Annotated in this window: 19 protein-coding genes; 10 read left to right on the top strand and 9 right to left on the bottom strand. The window is 39.3% G+C overall.

Features of this window, described 5'->3' with window-relative positions; genetic code table 11:
* Positions 1-37: 37 nt before the first annotated feature.
* A complete protein-coding gene (tnpA, locus tag Q8M41_RS05980; RefSeq protein ID WP_305364341.1) occupies positions 38-490 on the bottom strand; it encodes an IS200/IS605 family transposase in 453 nt (150 codons plus the stop codon).
* Between the two features lie 285 nt (positions 491-775).
* On the opposite strand from tnpA, the gene Q8M41_RS05975 reads away from it, so the two are divergent.
* The gene (locus Q8M41_RS05975; RefSeq protein WP_305364340.1) at positions 776-2599 is read left to right on the top strand and encodes a tetratricopeptide repeat protein; all 1824 of its coding nucleotides are present in this window, start codon (positions 776-778) and stop codon (positions 2597-2599) included.
* Between the two features lie 51 nt (positions 2600-2650).
* Here the strand turns inward: Q8M41_RS05975 and Q8M41_RS05970 are convergent, their stop codons facing one another.
* A complete protein-coding gene (locus tag Q8M41_RS05970) occupies positions 2651-3487 on the bottom strand; it encodes a ferritin-like domain-containing protein (protein ID WP_305364339.1) in 837 nt (278 codons plus the stop codon).
* A gap of 11 nt (positions 3488-3498) precedes the next feature.
* Positions 3499-4212 carry a ferritin-like domain-containing protein gene (locus Q8M41_RS05965; protein WP_305364338.1) on the bottom strand — a complete coding sequence of 238 codons (714 nt, stop codon included), beginning with the start codon at positions 4210-4212 and terminating at the stop codon, positions 3499-3501.
* 170 nt (positions 4213-4382) lie between these two features.
* Here Q8M41_RS05965 and scpB point away from each other — a divergent pair, with 170 nt between their 5' ends.
* The 4 genes from scpB (at position 4383) to Q8M41_RS05945 (ending at position 6697) form a co-directional block, all read left to right on the top strand.
* The gene (gene scpB / locus Q8M41_RS05960) at positions 4383-4952 is read left to right on the top strand and encodes an SMC-Scp complex subunit ScpB (RefSeq protein ID WP_305364337.1); all 570 of its coding nucleotides are present in this window, start codon (positions 4383-4385) and stop codon (positions 4950-4952) included.
* Between the two features lie 103 nt (positions 4953-5055).
* Entirely contained in the window at positions 5056-5241 is a 186-nt protein-coding gene (locus Q8M41_RS05955) for a hypothetical protein (RefSeq protein WP_305364336.1), read from the top strand.
* Positions 5242-5310: 69 nt separating this feature from the next.
* A complete protein-coding gene (locus Q8M41_RS05950) occupies positions 5311-6429 on the top strand; it encodes a GNAT family N-acetyltransferase (protein ID WP_305364342.1) in 1119 nt (372 codons plus the stop codon).
* Positions 6430-6490: 61 nt separating this feature from the next.
* The gene (locus Q8M41_RS05945) at positions 6491-6697 is read left to right on the top strand and encodes a hypothetical protein (RefSeq protein WP_305364335.1); all 207 of its coding nucleotides are present in this window, start codon (positions 6491-6493) and stop codon (positions 6695-6697) included.
* 452 nt (positions 6698-7149) lie between these two features.
* Here the strand turns inward: Q8M41_RS05945 and Q8M41_RS05940 are convergent, their stop codons facing one another.
* From Q8M41_RS05940 to Q8M41_RS05920, 5 genes are all read right to left on the bottom strand, one after another.
* Positions 7150-7485: a helix-turn-helix domain-containing protein gene (locus Q8M41_RS05940; RefSeq protein ID WP_305364334.1), complete on the bottom strand. Its 336-nt coding sequence runs from the start codon at positions 7483-7485 to the stop codon at positions 7150-7152.
* 427 nt (positions 7486-7912) lie between these two features.
* Positions 7913-8755, bottom strand: coding sequence for a 50S ribosomal protein L11 methyltransferase (gene prmA / locus Q8M41_RS05935; RefSeq protein WP_305364333.1), 843 nt, complete (start codon positions 8753-8755; stop codon positions 7913-7915).
* A complete protein-coding gene (tpiA, locus tag Q8M41_RS05930; RefSeq protein ID WP_305364332.1) occupies positions 8752-9522 on the bottom strand; it encodes a triose-phosphate isomerase in 771 nt (256 codons plus the stop codon). Before tpiA ends, prmA begins: the two co-directional genes overlap by 4 nt.
* A 15-nt stretch (positions 9523-9537) precedes the next feature.
* Positions 9538-10722 carry a putative sugar nucleotidyl transferase gene (locus Q8M41_RS05925; protein ID WP_305364331.1) on the bottom strand — a complete coding sequence of 395 codons (1185 nt, stop codon included), beginning with the start codon at positions 10720-10722 and terminating at the stop codon, positions 9538-9540.
* Positions 10723-10787: 65 nt separating this feature from the next.
* Complete coding sequence (locus tag Q8M41_RS05920; RefSeq protein WP_305364330.1) at positions 10788-11036, bottom strand: type B 50S ribosomal protein L31; 249 nt, start codon at positions 11034-11036, stop codon at positions 10788-10790.
* A gap of 94 nt (positions 11037-11130) precedes the next feature.
* On the opposite strand from Q8M41_RS05920, the gene Q8M41_RS05915 reads away from it, so the two are divergent.
* Positions 11131-12333 carry an FAD-binding oxidoreductase gene (locus Q8M41_RS05915; RefSeq protein WP_305364329.1) on the top strand — a complete coding sequence of 401 codons (1203 nt, stop codon included), beginning with the start codon at positions 11131-11133 and terminating at the stop codon, positions 12331-12333.
* On the opposite strand, the gene mce is transcribed toward Q8M41_RS05915, so the two are convergent.
* On the bottom strand, positions 12330-12728 hold the full coding sequence (gene mce, locus Q8M41_RS05910) for a methylmalonyl-CoA epimerase (protein WP_305364328.1): 399 nt from the start codon (positions 12726-12728) through the stop codon (positions 12330-12332). The two genes, Q8M41_RS05915 and mce, sit on opposite strands and share 4 nt — an antisense overlap.
* 111 nt (positions 12729-12839) lie before the next feature.
* Between mce and Q8M41_RS05905 the strand changes: the two genes are divergently transcribed.
* From Q8M41_RS05905 to Q8M41_RS05890, 4 genes are all read left to right on the top strand, one after another.
* Entirely contained in the window at positions 12840-14051 is a 1212-nt protein-coding gene (locus Q8M41_RS05905; protein ID WP_305364327.1) for an IscS subfamily cysteine desulfurase, read from the top strand.
* Between the two features lie 197 nt (positions 14052-14248).
* A complete protein-coding gene (iscU, locus tag Q8M41_RS05900) occupies positions 14249-14662 on the top strand; it encodes a Fe-S cluster assembly scaffold IscU (RefSeq protein ID WP_305364326.1) in 414 nt (137 codons plus the stop codon).
* A gap of 37 nt (positions 14663-14699) precedes the next feature.
* On the top strand, positions 14700-15026 hold the full coding sequence (locus Q8M41_RS05895; protein WP_305364325.1) for an iron-sulfur cluster assembly accessory protein: 327 nt from the start codon (positions 14700-14702) through the stop codon (positions 15024-15026).
* A 130-nt stretch (positions 15027-15156) separates the two neighbouring features.
* Positions 15157-17070 carry a long-chain fatty acid--CoA ligase gene (locus Q8M41_RS05890; protein ID WP_305364324.1) on the top strand — a complete coding sequence of 638 codons (1914 nt, stop codon included), beginning with the start codon at positions 15157-15159 and terminating at the stop codon, positions 17068-17070.
* Positions 17071-17173 lie beyond the last annotated feature (103 nt).

Raw genomic sequence — 17173 nt, 5'->3', positions numbered from 1 at the left:
AATGAATGACCCCGAAGCAGAGCTTCGAGGTATCGCGTTATTCGAATAACCGTAATTGTGCCCTATGAAACTTCTTATAAGCAGTCTTTTCTTGGCCTTGTTCATTTATATATTTTTGAATAGTCTCCTCATTTGCGTACTGACCTACGGTATTTATATAATATCCACTAGTCCAAAACTGCCCTCCCCAAAGTTGAACCTTGACTTCTGGATGCAGCCGGAAAAGTTCTTTGGCCGTGATGCTTTTTACAGTTTGAGCTATGCTCTTTACAGACAGCATCGGAACACTTTGTATCAAAAAATGAACGTGGTTTGCATCCGCTCCAATTTCAATAAAGTATATCTCAAACCTACTTTCAATATTGCTACAAACTTCAACCAAACTTTTTTCAACTTCATCCGTCAAAACGCTTCTCCTATATTTTATCGGACAAACCAAATGGTACAACAGCAAATTCTTATTATGACGTTTATGAATATGTTCACTCATAAAACAAATATAAGATTAGGCCAGAACCCCGAAGCAGAGCTTCGAGGAATTCTTTTGATTAAATAATTTAGTAGCATAGCTTAAAGAGTTTTCTATTTTTTGTTGAGAATTATTCTCATCCCAACAAAAATAATACAGATTCTTTGGTTATGAAAAAAGCGGTTGAAGCGATTGGGGCATTTCGCCGCTTTTTTTTTCGTACAATGAAAAAAAAATGTTAAATTAATTAGTTTAACTACACGCGGCAAACCTGAGTACCATTATATTCCTCTATAAAAATCAGAATTGAAAAGAAAGCTAATCCTGCATGCTTCATTAACCATTCTCCTCCTATCAGCATTAGTTTTAATACCTAAGATGCTGAATGAGAATTATCAATCAACTCTGCAAAAGTACTTTTCTTTCTCATCTGATATACAATCAGGCTTGAAAGATACAGTAATTATAAACCGATTAAATAAAGCTGCCTTTAACATTAGGCTTACTGATCCACGAAAGACAGTTAATCTTGCTGACAGTGCACTATTTCTTGCAAAAAAACTAAATTATTACTTTGGAATAGCTGAAGCGAATAGAATAAAAGGTGTTGGATTCTATTATCTCAGTGACACCGAACAGGCAGTGAAAAACTATATAGAAGCTTTAAAATATTTCAAAACTATAAATGATAAAAAAAACGAGGCCCGAGTTTATAATAATTTTGGTAACCTCTACAAGGAAATAAATTATAATAAAGCACTGCTCTATTATAAAAAGGCACTATCAATAGCTAAGAAATTGAACATTGATGAATTTACTGCAGGTATTTATTTAAATATTGCAACCGTTTTAAGATTTCAGGGAGATTATAAAAATTCACTTAAATACCTTGAAATAAGTAAAGAGATATTCGCAAAAACAAGAGACACTATTAATTTCATAACATCGCTTCAAAACTCAGGAGTAATCTATTACAAATTAAAAGATTTTGAAACAGCCAAGAAGCAATTATTTGAGGCAATAAGCCAGGCTAAAAAAAATAATTTATCCAAAGTAATTGTCGGTTCCAATTTAGCATTGGCATCTATTTATTTAGAACAGACAGAATATTTCAAAGCTGAGGCTTCTATAAATGAGGGAATCAAATATGCTAGGGGGATGGGGGATAATAATTCTGTTTACTACTATTTACATAAAGCTTATGAACTTGAACTAAAAAGAAGAAATTACTCAAAAGCTTTAAAATATTTAAAAGAAGTTCATCATCATGATAGCCTTCAGCTTTCAAGAAACCTGTCTGATAACATTGGAAAAACATCCTCACACTATTTGCAATTGCAAAAAATTCAGAAAAATGAACTCATTATAACACAGCAAAAATATAAAGAAACACAATACTGGTGGTTTATAACCTTAATCATTTCAATCCTATTACTGGCAGCACTAATTGGAATAGTAATCTTTTCTTTTTCTCAAAAAAGGAAACAAAAAAAAGAACTAAAAATTCAGAATACCATAGCCACTCTTGAACAAAAAGCATTGCAGGCGATGATGAATCCGCATTTTGTTTTTAATGTAATTAATACAATTCAATATTTTATTGGGATAAAGGAGTCAAAGGCTGCAAACCAGATTCTTACTGGCTTTGCAAGGCTAATGAGAAAGCATCTTGAAATATGTTTAAAAAGCAACATAACTCTATTTGAAGAAATTCAATACCTAAATCTATACCTTTCATTAGAAAAAATCAGATTTGATGAGAAAATGAATTTTTATATAAATATTGATAGCGCAATTGAAGTAGAGGAAATAATAATACCGTCCATGCTAATACAACCATTTATAGAAAATGCAGTGTGGCATGGCTTGTTGCCGAAGGAGGATGGTGGTTGGATTCAGATTAATTTCACATGTATAGACAACTTGCTCAGGATCAAAATTATAGATAATGGAATAGGTATTTCAAATTCAAGTAAATCCAAAACTCCTAGCCAGCACACAAGCCGTGGTTTAGAATTAATCCACGAACGCGTCCATCTCCTCAATAAAATCAATAAAACCTCCATCCACATCACCCAAACCCAAACCGGAGCATCCGGTACCGAAGTCATCATCACCATTCCCATTTAACAAAAAAAGAGAGCCTCCCGGCTCTCTTTTCCAATAAACCCAAAACAAACACTAAACAATAAAGGGATCGACAATGGCCAGGATCTGGGCCTTGGTTAATGGTTCATCAAATGCTTCGGTGGCGGCCGAGGCAGAAATCATCTGTCCGTTGATACCGGTAATTTTTACTCCGGCCTGAGTTTCGAGTTCTTCGCCGGCATAGGATGCCTGTACGATGGCGCCAATGCCTGTGTCCTGTCCGGTAATCCAGGGCTTTATATTTGCCCCGCGTGCCTTACGCATCTGCCGGATATGGGCTGCATGTCTTGCTTCTACCGAATGGATATTCAATGCGGCGGTCAGTACGCCCCCACTGCCAATTAATGCGCCAGCCTGTCCTTTATAGGCTCTTACGCCGGTATCTTCAAAGGTCTGCGCTACGGCAAGGAAGGTATCGTAATTAGAAAATACATTCGCAAAAGGGCCTGTATTCGATCCGTTACCTGCCGAGAAATCAAAAGTCGGCTTTGAAACAGGTGTTTTACCCAAAGAAGTCAGGGCTGTTTTCAGAAAGGCCACATGCTGGTTTTCATGATCACGGATCGTAGTAATTGCGCCGAGTGCGGGTCCTGCAGGTACCAGTCCGGCAGCAGCTACTCCTTTGGTATAAAATTCTGCCTCCAGGTATTCCAGCGTTAAAGCAAACTGCAATACGGCTTCTACATCTGCACTTGCCGTTTGGGCATAGGCTTTTTTAAACATGGTGCCGAGGGCGAAGGGGATCGATGCAAGGGCAATTTTCTTCCCAAAGCCGTAAAATTCGGCCATGGCTTTTCTTCTCGGACTGATGCGCTCATATACTTCGGCATCTGTTTTTTCAATTTCTTCTAATATGTTCAGGATATTCATAGCTGTAAGGATTAAGATTTAGGCAGATCGTTTGCGTTGATTTTTGTTTTGATGAAAGGTGCGGCGATACCAAGCACTTCCATTGGAAGACGGGATTTATCGAGTCCGTTAGCATCAATCACTTCAGAATTCGCAAATGTTCCATTACTGATCAGATCGCGAATCAGGGCTGCATGCCGGGCTTCTACAGAAACGATCTTACCGGCAAGGGTCAGATAGCCTGCATCTTTAATTAAAACCCCTGCTCCGTTATAGGCAGAAACACCCAGATCTTCAAAAGCTTTTGCGGTTGCAAGAACACTGTCGCGGCTGCTGAAATTGATCATTGAGAAATCAACCTCCAGGCCGGGGATTGCATTTGAACCCAAAGCGTTCTTGAAAAATTCACGATGAGCGATCTCATGATCCCTGATATCCGAAAGCAATGATCTTTCAGCTTCGGTAATACCGGAATAGAATGATGAAGCTACCTTGATGTAGAATGCTGCTTCCAGTTGCTCCAAAGCATAGGCATAATTCAGGATGCCGACATCACCGCTTCCCAAATTTACCCCTGCAGAACCATCGATCATCATTCCGTCTTTTTTACAGCCAGCTGCGAGTAAGGCAATTCCGGCAGCTCCGGCTCCGGCATAGCGGAGGAAGGAACGGCGCTGCAGCGGTGCCGATAAGATATCCTGCTCCTGCAGAATGATCTGCTCATCTTTTTTTGTTAGGTTTTCCATGTCTGAGAATAATTTTAAATGTTCTGTTGATTGCGAATACCTACGAGGCCCGGATTCAAACGGTTTTGAATTATTTTTCAGAAGAGGGAAAAAGCAGGCTCTCAATAAGAAAAACAACATTTTTTTAAAGATTTTTTTTTCGTTTGAATGGCAATATGTTATGTTTGTCCATGAGTTTTAAAGAGCCTGAACCGTTCATTGAAGCATTAATTTTTGCTTCCGAAAAGAGTATTTCTGCTGAAGAAATACAGCAGGTTCTCGCAGAGTTTAGTGAGGAGGAGCAGATCTCAATAGCAACAATCAATGCTTTGATTGAGCAGATCAGGCAGAAGTATCTGGATTTGAATCTGGCCATTGAGCTGGTTCATTTGAACGGAGGTTATCAGTTTCTGACCCGGAAGGAGTTTTATCCGGTGATCAATCAGCTGCAGATTCAACGTTCAAGGAAGAAATTGAGTCAGGCGGCATTAGAAACGCTCTCGATCATTGCTTATAAACAGCCGGTTACTAAACTGGAGATTGAGCAGATCAGGGGGGTAAATTGCGATTATACCGTACAGAAATTACTGGAAAAGGAGCTGATTAGTATCGCAGGGAAGTCGGAAACTGTCGGAAAACCGCTGCTTTATGCTACCAGTGGCCTTTTCATGGATTATTTTGGAATTAATTCAACAAAAGATCTTCCACAGATTACTGAGCTGGTTTCTGAAAGCAATGTAATCGGTGACCAGAGCGAGTAAAACCGCAAAAGAAATAAAAATTAAAAAAGAGGTTTGGAATTTCAAAATCTTGTTAAATTTATAAGAACTTAATATTCATTCTAAAAACGTGTAATTTGCACCAATGAAGTCGCCAAAGAAAGTATTAAAAAGCGGGGGTCCAAAGAATCCCGATACGAAAAAGACGCATTTGTCTGATCCTGAGGAACCGATTCGTCCGATTATTGATGACGAAGATGATTTCGATCTTCCACTCGACGATGATATTCCGCCTTTCGATGATTTCGACGACGATGAGGACGATTTTTAAGGAATTACAGCCCTAATATTCAGGCATTCAGTTCTCTGAATGCTTTTTTTATTTTACCCCTTTTACATGATGCTTTTAACCGAAGTCAAGAATAAGAAAACCGCCAGCGAATTTCTGGAAGTGGCGCGCGAAATTTACAGGAATGATCCTCACTGGGTTTGTCCGCTCGATAAAGATATTGAAGCTGTTTTTAATCCTGAAAAGAACGAGCTGCATAAGCATGGGGTATGCACCCGCTGGGTTTTAAAATCAGATCAGGGTCAATTAATCGGAAGAATAGCCGCATTCGTCAATGAGAAAAAGGCTTATCAACCTGAACAGCCTACCGGCGGAATTGGCTTTTTTGAATGTATCAATGATCCGGAAGCCGCAAGCCTGCTTTTCAGTACCGCCGAAAAATGGTTAACAGAAAAGGGCATGAAAGCAATGGATGGGCCCATCAATTTCGGTGAAAATGACAGTTTCTGGGGACTCCTGATTGAAGGTTTTACCACCCCTTCTTATGGAATGAATTACCATCACCCCTATTACAAAGGCCTTTTTGAGGCTTATGGATTCAAAACACTCTATGAGCAGATTACCAATCACTTACAGGTGATGAAACCATTTCCGGAGCGTTTTACCAAGATTGCCGAATGGGTTGCCAATAAACCGGGATATACCTTTAAACACCTCGAGGTGAATAAACTGGAGGCTTTTGCAAAGGATTTTGCCGAAATTTACAATGATGCCTGGCAGAATTTTGAAAACTTCGTTCCGCTGCAAACCAAAGGAATTCTTGAAACCTTCAATAAAATGAAAACGGTGATGGACGAGAAGCTGATCTGGTTCGCATACATCAATGATGAACCAGCGTCGGTTATTGTGATCCTTCCCGATGCCAATCAAATGATCAAAAGCTTTAATGGTAAACTCGGACTGCTAGAAAAACTAAAATTCCTCTACTATCGCTGGAAAGGGGTAAACCGGATGCGGGCAGTGGTGATGGGTACTAAGAAAGCCTTTCAGAAACACGGATTAGAATCCGCATTATTCATCAAACTCAAAGAGTATGTAATTCCGATGAACCAATATGTCGAGCTGGAATTATCCTGGGTTGGTGATTTTAACGACAAGATGCTTTCGATACATGAAGCTACCGGAGCTACTTTTGGTAAAAAGCATGCTACGATGAGGAAATTATTTTAAAATGGAGTTCGATATAAAAAGTATATCTCAAAATTCACTCTCGCAAAGACGCTAAGACGCAATGCCTGCAAGTTATGGAAAATCATCTATTTTTAATGGTATTTTTCGCGTCTCTGCGTCTTTGAGCCCTTTTTACATTTTCCATTCACTTGCCGGCGCAGGAGTGTCGCATGTGCTTCTTTATTTAATTTCTGGAATGCGCAGCACACGCGCACCAGCAAGTCCGGGGGCTGCCCGTCCCGATGAAATACAGCACCGGGTAAAATAAACCTTGCCGGAGGAGGTATCTTCCGGCGACTCCTTATTGGAATTGAACGATATTTTTTTGCCGGAAATACTCCGTAGGAAAGGACTGAACCAAGCTATAACATACAGGTATTGCTTTTCCTAATCAAATCATTCTGGCTCCGGAGTCTTTATTGTAAAATATAATCGTCTTTTAAACCTTAGCTGAAACAGCTTATTTTAAATAAAAAAGTCCCGGACGTTCGGGACTTTTTTAAATTAATGTGAGTTCGATATCTAAAGATCAATAACTAACCACATAGATTGAATATATTATGCTTTAAAGGAAACATAGATTATAAATCACATAGATTGAAGCGAAGCTTCAAGAAATCTGTGTCTAAAATGAAGGTTCGCAGCTATAATATGCTATGTTTCCATGCCTGCCAGTAGGCAGGTATGTGGTTTTTAAATATTATGTCGGGTTCATTTAAATTATGCTTTTACTTTTCGAAGCTCTTCATACAATTCGATGATCTTCTTTTGCATTTCAATGAGCTCTATCTCTCGTTCATGAAGTTTTATGGATAACTCTTCAAGATCTGAGTTATGTTTCTCCTGATCTTCTGAATCAGTGAATGTTAATAACTGAACCAAACTCATATCAAATATTCCGGCTATCTCTTCGAGCCTGGATACATTTACGTCGGTAATCCCAGTTTCTATTTTAGAAAAAGCTGGGATTGAAATTTTTAAACGTTTGGCAACGTCTTCCTGACTCCAACTCTTCTGATGCCGCAATAAGCGTATTTTTTTACTTAATTCTTTCATTGTATTGTTTTTATAGGGTAGATGGTAGGTGTATTCTTTTTAAAAGCGAATTTTTGAAATAAACATTTCTATTGAAAACGGCTTTTTTCGCTTGTGTTAATTTTATTTATCAAAAGTAATGCCGAACAATAAATTTCGGTCCTGTTGAGGTTAAAACCATATTTTATGCTAATTAAAATCTTTAACGTATATTTTCGGATAAAGTTCTATTCAATTGAATAAATTCCTGTATTTTATATTAATTAAATTTCAAAAAGAAGCGATTTTGTTTCTAAAGGGTTAAAAAAGAATAGTATTAATAGGGATCTGCAATCTGGAATACAATAAAAAAAAAACGAATTTTCTATATTGAATGGAATAATTCTAGCAGCGATTATATTAAAAATAAATATATTTCTTTATTAAAAAAAACTAAACTGATTGTGAATCAGGCCTTAAATCTGAATTTCGCTGCAACCCAATTATTTAATTCTTTATGCTGTAAATAACTAAATCCAAGGCTCTTACACTTTTCTTTCAAAATTTCCAGATCGGGATCCTCATAAAATCCACTCAGAAAGAGTAAGGTTCCGGGCTTTGAGGTGCGGGCATAAGTCTCCAGTTGATCGATCAAAATATTGCGGTTAATATTCGCCAGAATGATATCGAATTTCAAATAAGGAATGACTTCCTTAGAACCTTTAAGGGCTTTTATATTGCGGATCTTATTCAGCTCTGAATTTTCAATCGTGCTTTCATAACAGATCTCATCATAATCAATGGCCAGCACTTCCTTTACTCCCAATTTAGAAGCCAGAATGGCGAGAATACCGGTTCCACAGCCCATATCAAGTACTTTCTTGTCATGAAATTCCTCTTCCAGCATAAACTCCATCATCAATGCGGTAGTTTGATGATGCCCGGTACCAAAAGCCATCTTGGGATCAATGACGATCTCATGCTCAAATTCAGGATGGGCTTCATGAAATGTAGCCCTGATGTAGCATTTACCGGCGACCTGAATCGGTTCAAAATTACTTTCCCATACCTCATTCCAATTTTGATGAGGTATTTTGTTCAGGGTATAGGTAAAAGAGAACATATCTGTAAAATCCTCAGCCAGGCTATCCAGTTTCGCCTGATCCAGTTCAGATTCGGGGATGTAGGCCTTAAATCCCTGGTCAGTATCTTCAAAAGTGTCGAAGCCTATCTCCGACAAAGCGTTGATCATCAAATCTTTATGAAATTCCTCCTGGGATTGTAATGTAAAAACCAGCTCTATATAGGTCATTTCTGATCCAGGGCTTTAATGATATCCACAAAATCGCGGGCTTTTAAAGAAGCACCACCGATCAGGCCTCCGTCTATATCCGGCTGGGCAAACAATTCGGAAGCATTTTTGGGGTTACAGCTGCCTCCGTAAAGTATAGTCAGATCGTTTGCGAGGGTTTGATTATATTTTTCGGCTACCTGAGTGCGGATATAGGCATGGATTTCCTGTGCCTGCTCCGGACTGGCGGTTAAGCCGGTTCCGATGGCCCATACCGGCTCATAGGCAATTACCAGCTCACTGAAATCTGCTTCAGCAAGATGAAAAGCAGCTTCGGTTAGTTGTGATTTAATCACATCGAAATAAGAACCATCATTGCGTTGCTCCAGTGTCTCTCCGATGCAAAATATTGGGATAAGTCCGTTTTTTAAAACCACATCCAGTTTCTGCGCCAGCTGAACATTCGATTCTGAAAAATAAAGCCGGCGTTCAGAATGCCCGATTATAACATAGACAGCACCTGCAGAAGAAAGCATTGAAGCCGAAACTTCACCTGTAAAGGCACCACTATCTGATTGATGGCAATTCTGGGCTCCAACAGCAAGCTTATCATTTGCTGTTAAAGATTGAACCAGATCGCTGATGTGAATAAAGGGCGGACAAATAACCACACCCTGATTCCCCTTAACTTCCACTTTGACCAATTCGCTAATTTCTGAGAAGAGTGCTATGCCTTCTTTCAGACCCATATTCATTTTCCAGTTACCAGCTACTATACTTTTTCTCATTTTATGTGTTTGGAATTAAAATCTTCTGTATTGTTCTGTCATCTCAAAAACCCGGCTTAAAATAGCACTGTCAGTTTCATTGAATTCAGCATTTCTGCGTTCATACACCTTAGCCGCAGTTTCAAACATCTTCTTTAAACTATATACTTCAAAGCCTGAATTTCCTCCCCATGAAAAGTCGGGTACAAAATTTCTTGGAAAGCCTGAGCCGAAAATATTGGCACCTACGCCAACCACTGTACCAGTATTAAACATCGTATTGATCGCACATTTTGCATGGTCTGCCATGATTAAACCGCAGAATTGCAAGCCTGTTTTGCGGAAACCCTCCGTAGGATAATCCCATAATCTGATTTCAGCATAATTGTTTTTCATATTCGAATTATTGCTGTCGGCGCCAATATTGCACCACTCTCCGATCACGGAATTTCCCAGATAGCCTTCATGGCCCTTAGCGGAATTAGCAAAGATTACTGAATTATTGATCTCTCCCCCAACCTTAGAATGTGGCCCCACAGAGGTCATTCCATAGATTTTTGCACCCATTTTAATGACAGAATCATCACCGAGGGAAAATGAACCCCTGATATGGCAACCTTCCATCACCAATGCCCTTTTACCCAGATAGATTGGCCCTGTACGGGTATTGAAGGTAGAGCATTCGGCTTCAACGCCATTTTCAATGAAAATATCATCCCCAAGAACCGTATTGGTACTGCTCAAAGATGATGATTGACGACCTTTGGTGATCAGTTTAAAATCCTTTCTGATCTCAGTATCATTGAATGTGAAAATATGGTCTGGAAAAGCTATCCGAACAAAGGTTTTGCTGTATTCAATCAGTTTGAATTTTTCGGCATGGAGCGGACTAAATTCACGGGCATCGCTCTCAGCCAGGCGAACTGCAATCAGTAATTGACCTGCAACGAGTGCCTCTCCCTCTTTGAGAGTATCCAGTACTTCCATCAGATCATCATCCGGGCAGATGGCCGAATTGATAAAAAGATTAATAGGAAAGTATCTGATCGGGTATTTCTCCTGAAGGTAACTTTCAGTTAAGTAAGCTGCATCTGTTTTAAGATGTTTCCGCCACTTATCAGCAATAGTCAAAATTCCAACCCTGAGCTCAGAAACCGGCCTGGTATAGACCAAAGGCAGCAAATTACTTCGAAACTGATCGTCAAAAAGAATTACACTCATCGAACAAAAATAAAAAAAGTCCCGACCTTATGAGTCGGGACCTTCAATATTATCGAAATAAATTATTATTTTTTCTCGTAACGTGAACGGAACTTATCGATACGACCTGCGGTATCAACCAATTTCATTTTACCGGTGTAAAAAGGGTGAGAGGTATGTGATATCTCTAATTTTACAAGGGGATAATCGTTACCATCTTCCCATTTAATGCTTTCTTTGGTATCAATGCATGATTTAGTTAAGAAAGAATATTCATTAGACATGTCTTTGAACACAACTAATCTATAATTTTTGGGATGTAATTCAGCTTTCATCTTCAATACTTTTTAAGAGGTGCAAATATAGAAAAAAATACACTTATTAAAAAGTAAATTTAAATTTTTATTGAGAATTCAAGCTTTAGCATTTATGGATCTAAAATCCGGTCTTCCCTGGTGGCTTATAAAAGATGGATTAATGACGAATTTCAATATTCTTCAAAAAAACATCGAAACTGAAATTGTGATTATAGGTTCGGGCATAACCGGAGCTCTGGCAGCTCATTTTCTCTGTGAAGCGGGTGCAAAATGCATCGTGGTTGACAAACGAATGAGCAGCACTGGCAGCACAGCGGCAAGTACTGCCCAGCTACAGTATGAAATAGACGTATTTTTGCATGAGCTCTCTGATCATATTGGGATAGAAAATGCCGTGAAAAGCTATTCATTATGCCTGAAATCTATCACTACACTAAAGCAAATCATTTCCAAACTCAAACTGGATTGTTCATTTGAAATGAAGCCCAGTCTCCAACTTGCTTCCAATAAGCAAGGCAGTAAAAAGCTAAAACTTGAGTATGAATTCCGTAAGAAATACAAACTCCCGATCGGATTTCTGGATAAAAAAGCGCTGAAAGAACAATTTGGAATAGACCGTGATTCGGCAATTTATACCGATACCTCAGCACAGGTTGATGCCTATATGCTTTGCCGGCTTCTTTTGGATCATCATAAAAAGAATTCAGGACTGGAGGTTTACAGCTATACCGAAATCGTAAAAGTTAATCATAAAAAAGATGGAATCCGCTTTCTGACAGATCGCGGCCATGAGATAAAAGCGAAGAAAATGGTTTGTTCTCCGGGTTATGAGTCCGAATTTTTTCTGAAAGAGAAGATCATGAAGCTTAATTCAACCTATGTATTCATAAGTAAGCCAGTGCTAACTAAATTATGGCCTGAAACCTGTATGATCTGGGAAACCGCGAGGCCATACCTCTATATCCGGACAAGCACCGACAATCGGGTTATCGTTGGAGGGGAAGATGAAGCATTCCTGAATCCGGAAAGCCGGGACAGAAAAATGGGGCAAAAGAATAAAACTATTTTAAGGAAATTCAAAAAGCTATTTCCGGAAATCGATCTCGAAATTGACTTCCATTGGTGCGGGGTATTTGGTGAAACGAAGGATGGCCTTCCCTTCATCGGTATCCATCCTGAACATCCCAACACCTATTTTGCTTTAGGCTACGGCGGAAATGGGATAACCTTCAGTGTAATTGCAGCCGAGATAATCAGGGATCTTTATACCGGCAAACCGTCAGGGGATGAAAAAATATTTGCCTTTAATCGTTAGATCTCCTGACAAAGTTCAATCAGCACCCCCTGAGCTGATTTTGGGTGAATAAAACAGACCAGCTTATTATCTGCTCCTTTTTTTGGAACTTCATTCAATAATTTGAATCCTTCAGCCTTAAGGCGCGCCATTTCTTCTACGATATTTTCAACCGCAAAGGCGATATGATGGATCCCTTCCCCACGTTTCTCTATAAAACCGGCGATTGCACTATCCGCAGAACTGGCTTCAAGCAGCTCAATCTTGTTTTCACCAACCTTGAAAAATTCTGTGATCACATGTTCGGATGCTACTTCTTCCGTTTTATAGCTTTTACAGCCCAGTAAAGTCTCATAAAGGGATCCTGCTTCCTTCAATGATCTGACTGCAATTCCGATATGTTCGATTTTATCCATAAATCTGTATTATGGCATAAAAATGACCATTTTATCTATACTGACATAGACAAATTGAAAATTAAGCAGAAAATATTTTCATATCTTTGTATTATATTAAAAAGAATAAAAATGAATTTGCCGATATACTTAGATAATAACGCAACAACTCCAATGGATCCCCGGGTTCTTGAAGCGATGCTGCCATACTTCAATGCTAAATTTGGCAATGCCGCAAGCAGGAATCATGCTTTTGGATGGGCTGCTGAAGAGGGTGTTGACTATGCCCGTGAGCAGGTTGCAAAGCTAATCGGAGCAAACGAAAAAGAGATTATTTTCACTTCAGGTGCAACAGAATCAGATAACCTTGCAATCAAGGGTGTTTTTGAAATGTACAAAGAAAAGGGTAATCATATCATTACCTGTGTTACAGAACATAAGGCGGTTCTGGATGCCTGCAAGCACGTTGAAAAAATGGGAGGTTTAGTTACTTATCTTCCTGTTAAATCTGATGGTTTGATCGATCTGGCAGCGCTTGAAGCAGCTATGACCGAGAAAACCATATTGGTTGCCATTATGTATGGTAATAACGAAATCGGAGTAATCCAGCCGGTTAAAGAAATTGCTGCTATTGCTCACAAACATGGGGCACTGTTCATGACCGATGCAACACAGTCTGTCGGTAAAATCCAGGTGGATGTAAATGCGGATGGAATAGACCTGATGGCATTTTCTGCACATAAAATGTACGGGCCCAAGGGTGTTGGCGCATTATACGTTCGTCGTAAAAATCCAAGGGTTAAAGTAACCGCACAAATGGATGGCGGAGGCCATGAAAGAGGAATGCGTTCCGGAACTTTAAATGTTCCAGGAATTGTTGGATTAGGTAAAGCCTGCGAACTATGTCGTCTGGAAATGGATGAGGAAGCAAAACGCTTATCAAAACTTCGTGATAAATTGCAGGCATCACTTACTGTACTTGAAGAAAGTTATGTGAATGGAAATGTAGAACATCGTTTACCTCATGTAGCCAATATTTCTTTCAAATATGTTGAGGGTGAAGGTTTGATGATGGCAATGAAAGATCTGGCTGTTTCTTCGGGATCGGCCTGTACTTCAGCTTCCCTTGAGCCTTCATACGTATTAAAGAGTCTGGGCTTATCTGATGATCTGGCTCATTCTTCGATACGATTCGGTCTGGGCCGTTTTACAACAGAAGAAGAGGTAGATTTTGCAATAGAACAAACTAAAAAAGCGGTTAATCACCTTCGCGACCTTTCACCACTTTGGGAAATGTTTAAGGAAGGAATTGATTTGGATAAGATTGAGTGGGCAGAACACTAAGGAGTTGTAAGTTATAAGTTGTAGGTTATAAGTTTTATTGAACAATTCAGGTAACAGACAACATTAATAGAATAGCACAAAAAACTGATTACATGATGTGCAAATTGAAGATTTGAAAATGGGCTTCAAACTGCATAAATAATACAAATCAATCATCTTCAAATTGACAAATTTTCAAATTTTCAAATTAAAATATTATGGCATATTCAGAAAAAGTAATTGATCACTACACCCATCCGCGTAATGTTGGTACGCTTGATAAAAGCAGTACGAAAGTAGGAACCGGTTTGGTTGGTGCACCTGAATGCGGCGACGTAATGCGTCTGCAGATCGAGGTCGACGAAAACCATATGATCACCGATGCGAAATTCAAAACTTTTGGTTGCGGATCGGCAATTGCATCTTCTTCCCTTGCAACTGAATGGTTGAAAGGAAAATCAATTGATGATGCAATGAAGATCGATAACATGGATATTGTAGAAGAACTTGCTCTTCCACCGGTAAAAATCCATTGTTCTGTACTGGCAGAAGATGCTATCAAGGCAGCGATCAATGATTACCGTGTTAAAAACGGGATGGAAGCATTAGAGTCTGCTAAATCACACCACTAATTAATTAATTAGCGGAAGGGTTAAGAAAGGTATCGGAATGGTAACAGTTACAGATAAAGCGAAAAGTAAAGTTGAAGAACTCATGAAAGAGAATGGACTCGATGCGGGTTATTTTCTTCGTGTTTCTGTTCAGGGAGGTGGATGTTCAGGCTTATCGTACAAAATGGACTTCGATAATGAAGAAAAACCGGGCGATCAGTTTTTTGAGGATCAGGGTATCCGTTTAGCATTGGATATGAAGTCATTTTTATATCTGGCGGGTACTGAACTTGATTTCTCGGACGGACTGAATGGTAAAGGATTCAATTTTCATAATCCAAATGCTTCCAGAACCTGCGGTTGCGGGGAAAGTTTTTCAGTATAATTCTAATTTTTCAGAATCTGTTTAATCTAACAGATTGAATATCAATGCAAAAGGCTCTATATAGAGCCTTTTGCATTTTAACGGGTAATCTGTTATACTTGTTAATTAAAATTTTCCCAAAATGCTTAAGATGAATCCAATAACAGAGTCCACCACAATACCTGACCTGCTGCGGAACGTGGTCGGGTACGTCCACGATGAAAGCACCACCTTTTTAATGCATAAGGTTAAGGAAAGCTGGGTAGAGATCAGTTATAAACAGGTATTGGATACTGCTGATGCTATCTCGGCCTACTTTCTTGAGATGGGGATTAACAAGGGCGACCGTCTGGCACTGATTATTGAGAATTCGGTTGATTGGGTATTATATGATCAGGGAGTTCAGCAAATTGGTGCTGTTAACGTCTCGGTCTATCCCACCCTATCTGAATCAGAAATTGAATATATATTGAATGATTCTTCTGCTAAGACAATCCTTGCAGGAAATCCTTTTCTTTTCCGTAAACTAATTAAGATTGCCAATAACTGTCCTGAATTACAGCGCATCATCCCGGTATTTGATGATTATGAGAAATACCTTCCCGAAAGGGGCTTGAATGCCGGAGTAATCAGCTTCAAAAATCTGATCGAAGAGGGGAAAAATGCACTGGATAGGCAAGGAAAAAAAATTGAAGAGGCCAGGGCCGCAATTTTACCAAGTGATCTGACCTCTCTGATCTATACCTCAGGTACGACAGGAATCCCGAAGGGAGTCATGTTAACCCATTCCAACTTTGTACAAAATGTCAAGGTTTGCCTGGAGCAGATCCCTGTGATCAATGAGAATGATCTGTTCCTATCCTTCCTGCCCCTATCTCATGTATTTGAGCGGACAGCTACTTATCATGTTTGTTGTGCCGTAGGAAGTAAAATCGCTTTTGCTCAAAGTCTGGAGTTACTGGCAAAAAATATGGCAGAAGTGAAACCGACCATTATGAGTTGTGTGCCACGTCTGCTTGAACGGATTCATGACAAAGCGATGAAAAGCGGCACATCTGCCGGTGGCTTGAAATCCAAAATATTTCTTTGGTCTATTGAAACAGGGCAAAACTACCGGGAAATTCAGGAAGCTGGAAAAACGCCGGGATTATTCCTGAGCATGAAGAAATCAATCGCAGAAAAGCTCGTTTTCAGTAAAATCAAGGAAAAAACAGGTGGTCGCTTAAAGTTCATGCTTTCGGGCGGAGCCGCATTGCCTAAAAATGTTGGCGAGTTTTTCGGAAACCTGGGCATCAAGATTCTGGAAGGATTCGGGCTTACTGAAACTTCTCCTGTTATGGCTGTGACAGAATATCATCGCCAGGTTTATGGAACAGTTGGCCGCATCATTCCTGGTATTGAAGTAGCGATACAGGACGTGGAAAGCAAGAATATCCTGACCATACAGACACATGATACATTTGATGAAAATTTTGAATGTCCTGAAGGCGAAATCATTGTGAGAGGACATTGTGTGATGAAGGGATACTGGAATAAACCTCAGGAAACTGCAGAAGTTATTGATCAGGATGGCTGGTTCCACACCGGGGATATTGGCCGCTATTACAGAGGAAACCTTCAGATCACTGACCGGATAAAAAACATGCTGGTGAACGCCTATGGTAAAAACATCTATCCTACCCCGGTTGAAAACACCTATCTGAAGAGCTCCAAGATTGAGCAGATCTTCCTGATCGGTGATAAAAGGGAGTATGTTACTGCTATTTTAATCCCATCAAAGGAAGTACTACAGGAAACTTTCCACTTAAATGAAGAATTTTTCCAGGAAAAAGATTCCTTCATCAGGGATCAGAAAATTCTGGATTGGCTGAATGAAGATATCCGCAAATATTCGACGGAACTTGCCAAATTCGAAAGAATGAAATCCTTCCTTGTTAAACGCAATCCATTCAGCATAGAAGAGGGTGAAATTACCCCTACCATGAAAGCCAAACGAAAGGTAATTGAAAATAAATATTCTGAAGATATCAGTGAGATGTATTTGCAGGATACGGAGGAAAGCTAAAAGCCAAAAGCTAAAAGATCAAAGAATAAAGAGTAAAGACATTTCAATATTCATTGGGAAATTGTACCTCTTTTAACTTTGTTTTCCGGGTGATAAGCTTCCT

This window comes from Daejeonella sp. (assembly GCF_030684675.1).
Lineage (GTDB): Bacteria > Bacteroidota > Bacteroidia > Sphingobacteriales > Sphingobacteriaceae > Daejeonella.
This window is presented reverse-complemented; position numbering and strand designations above follow the sequence as displayed.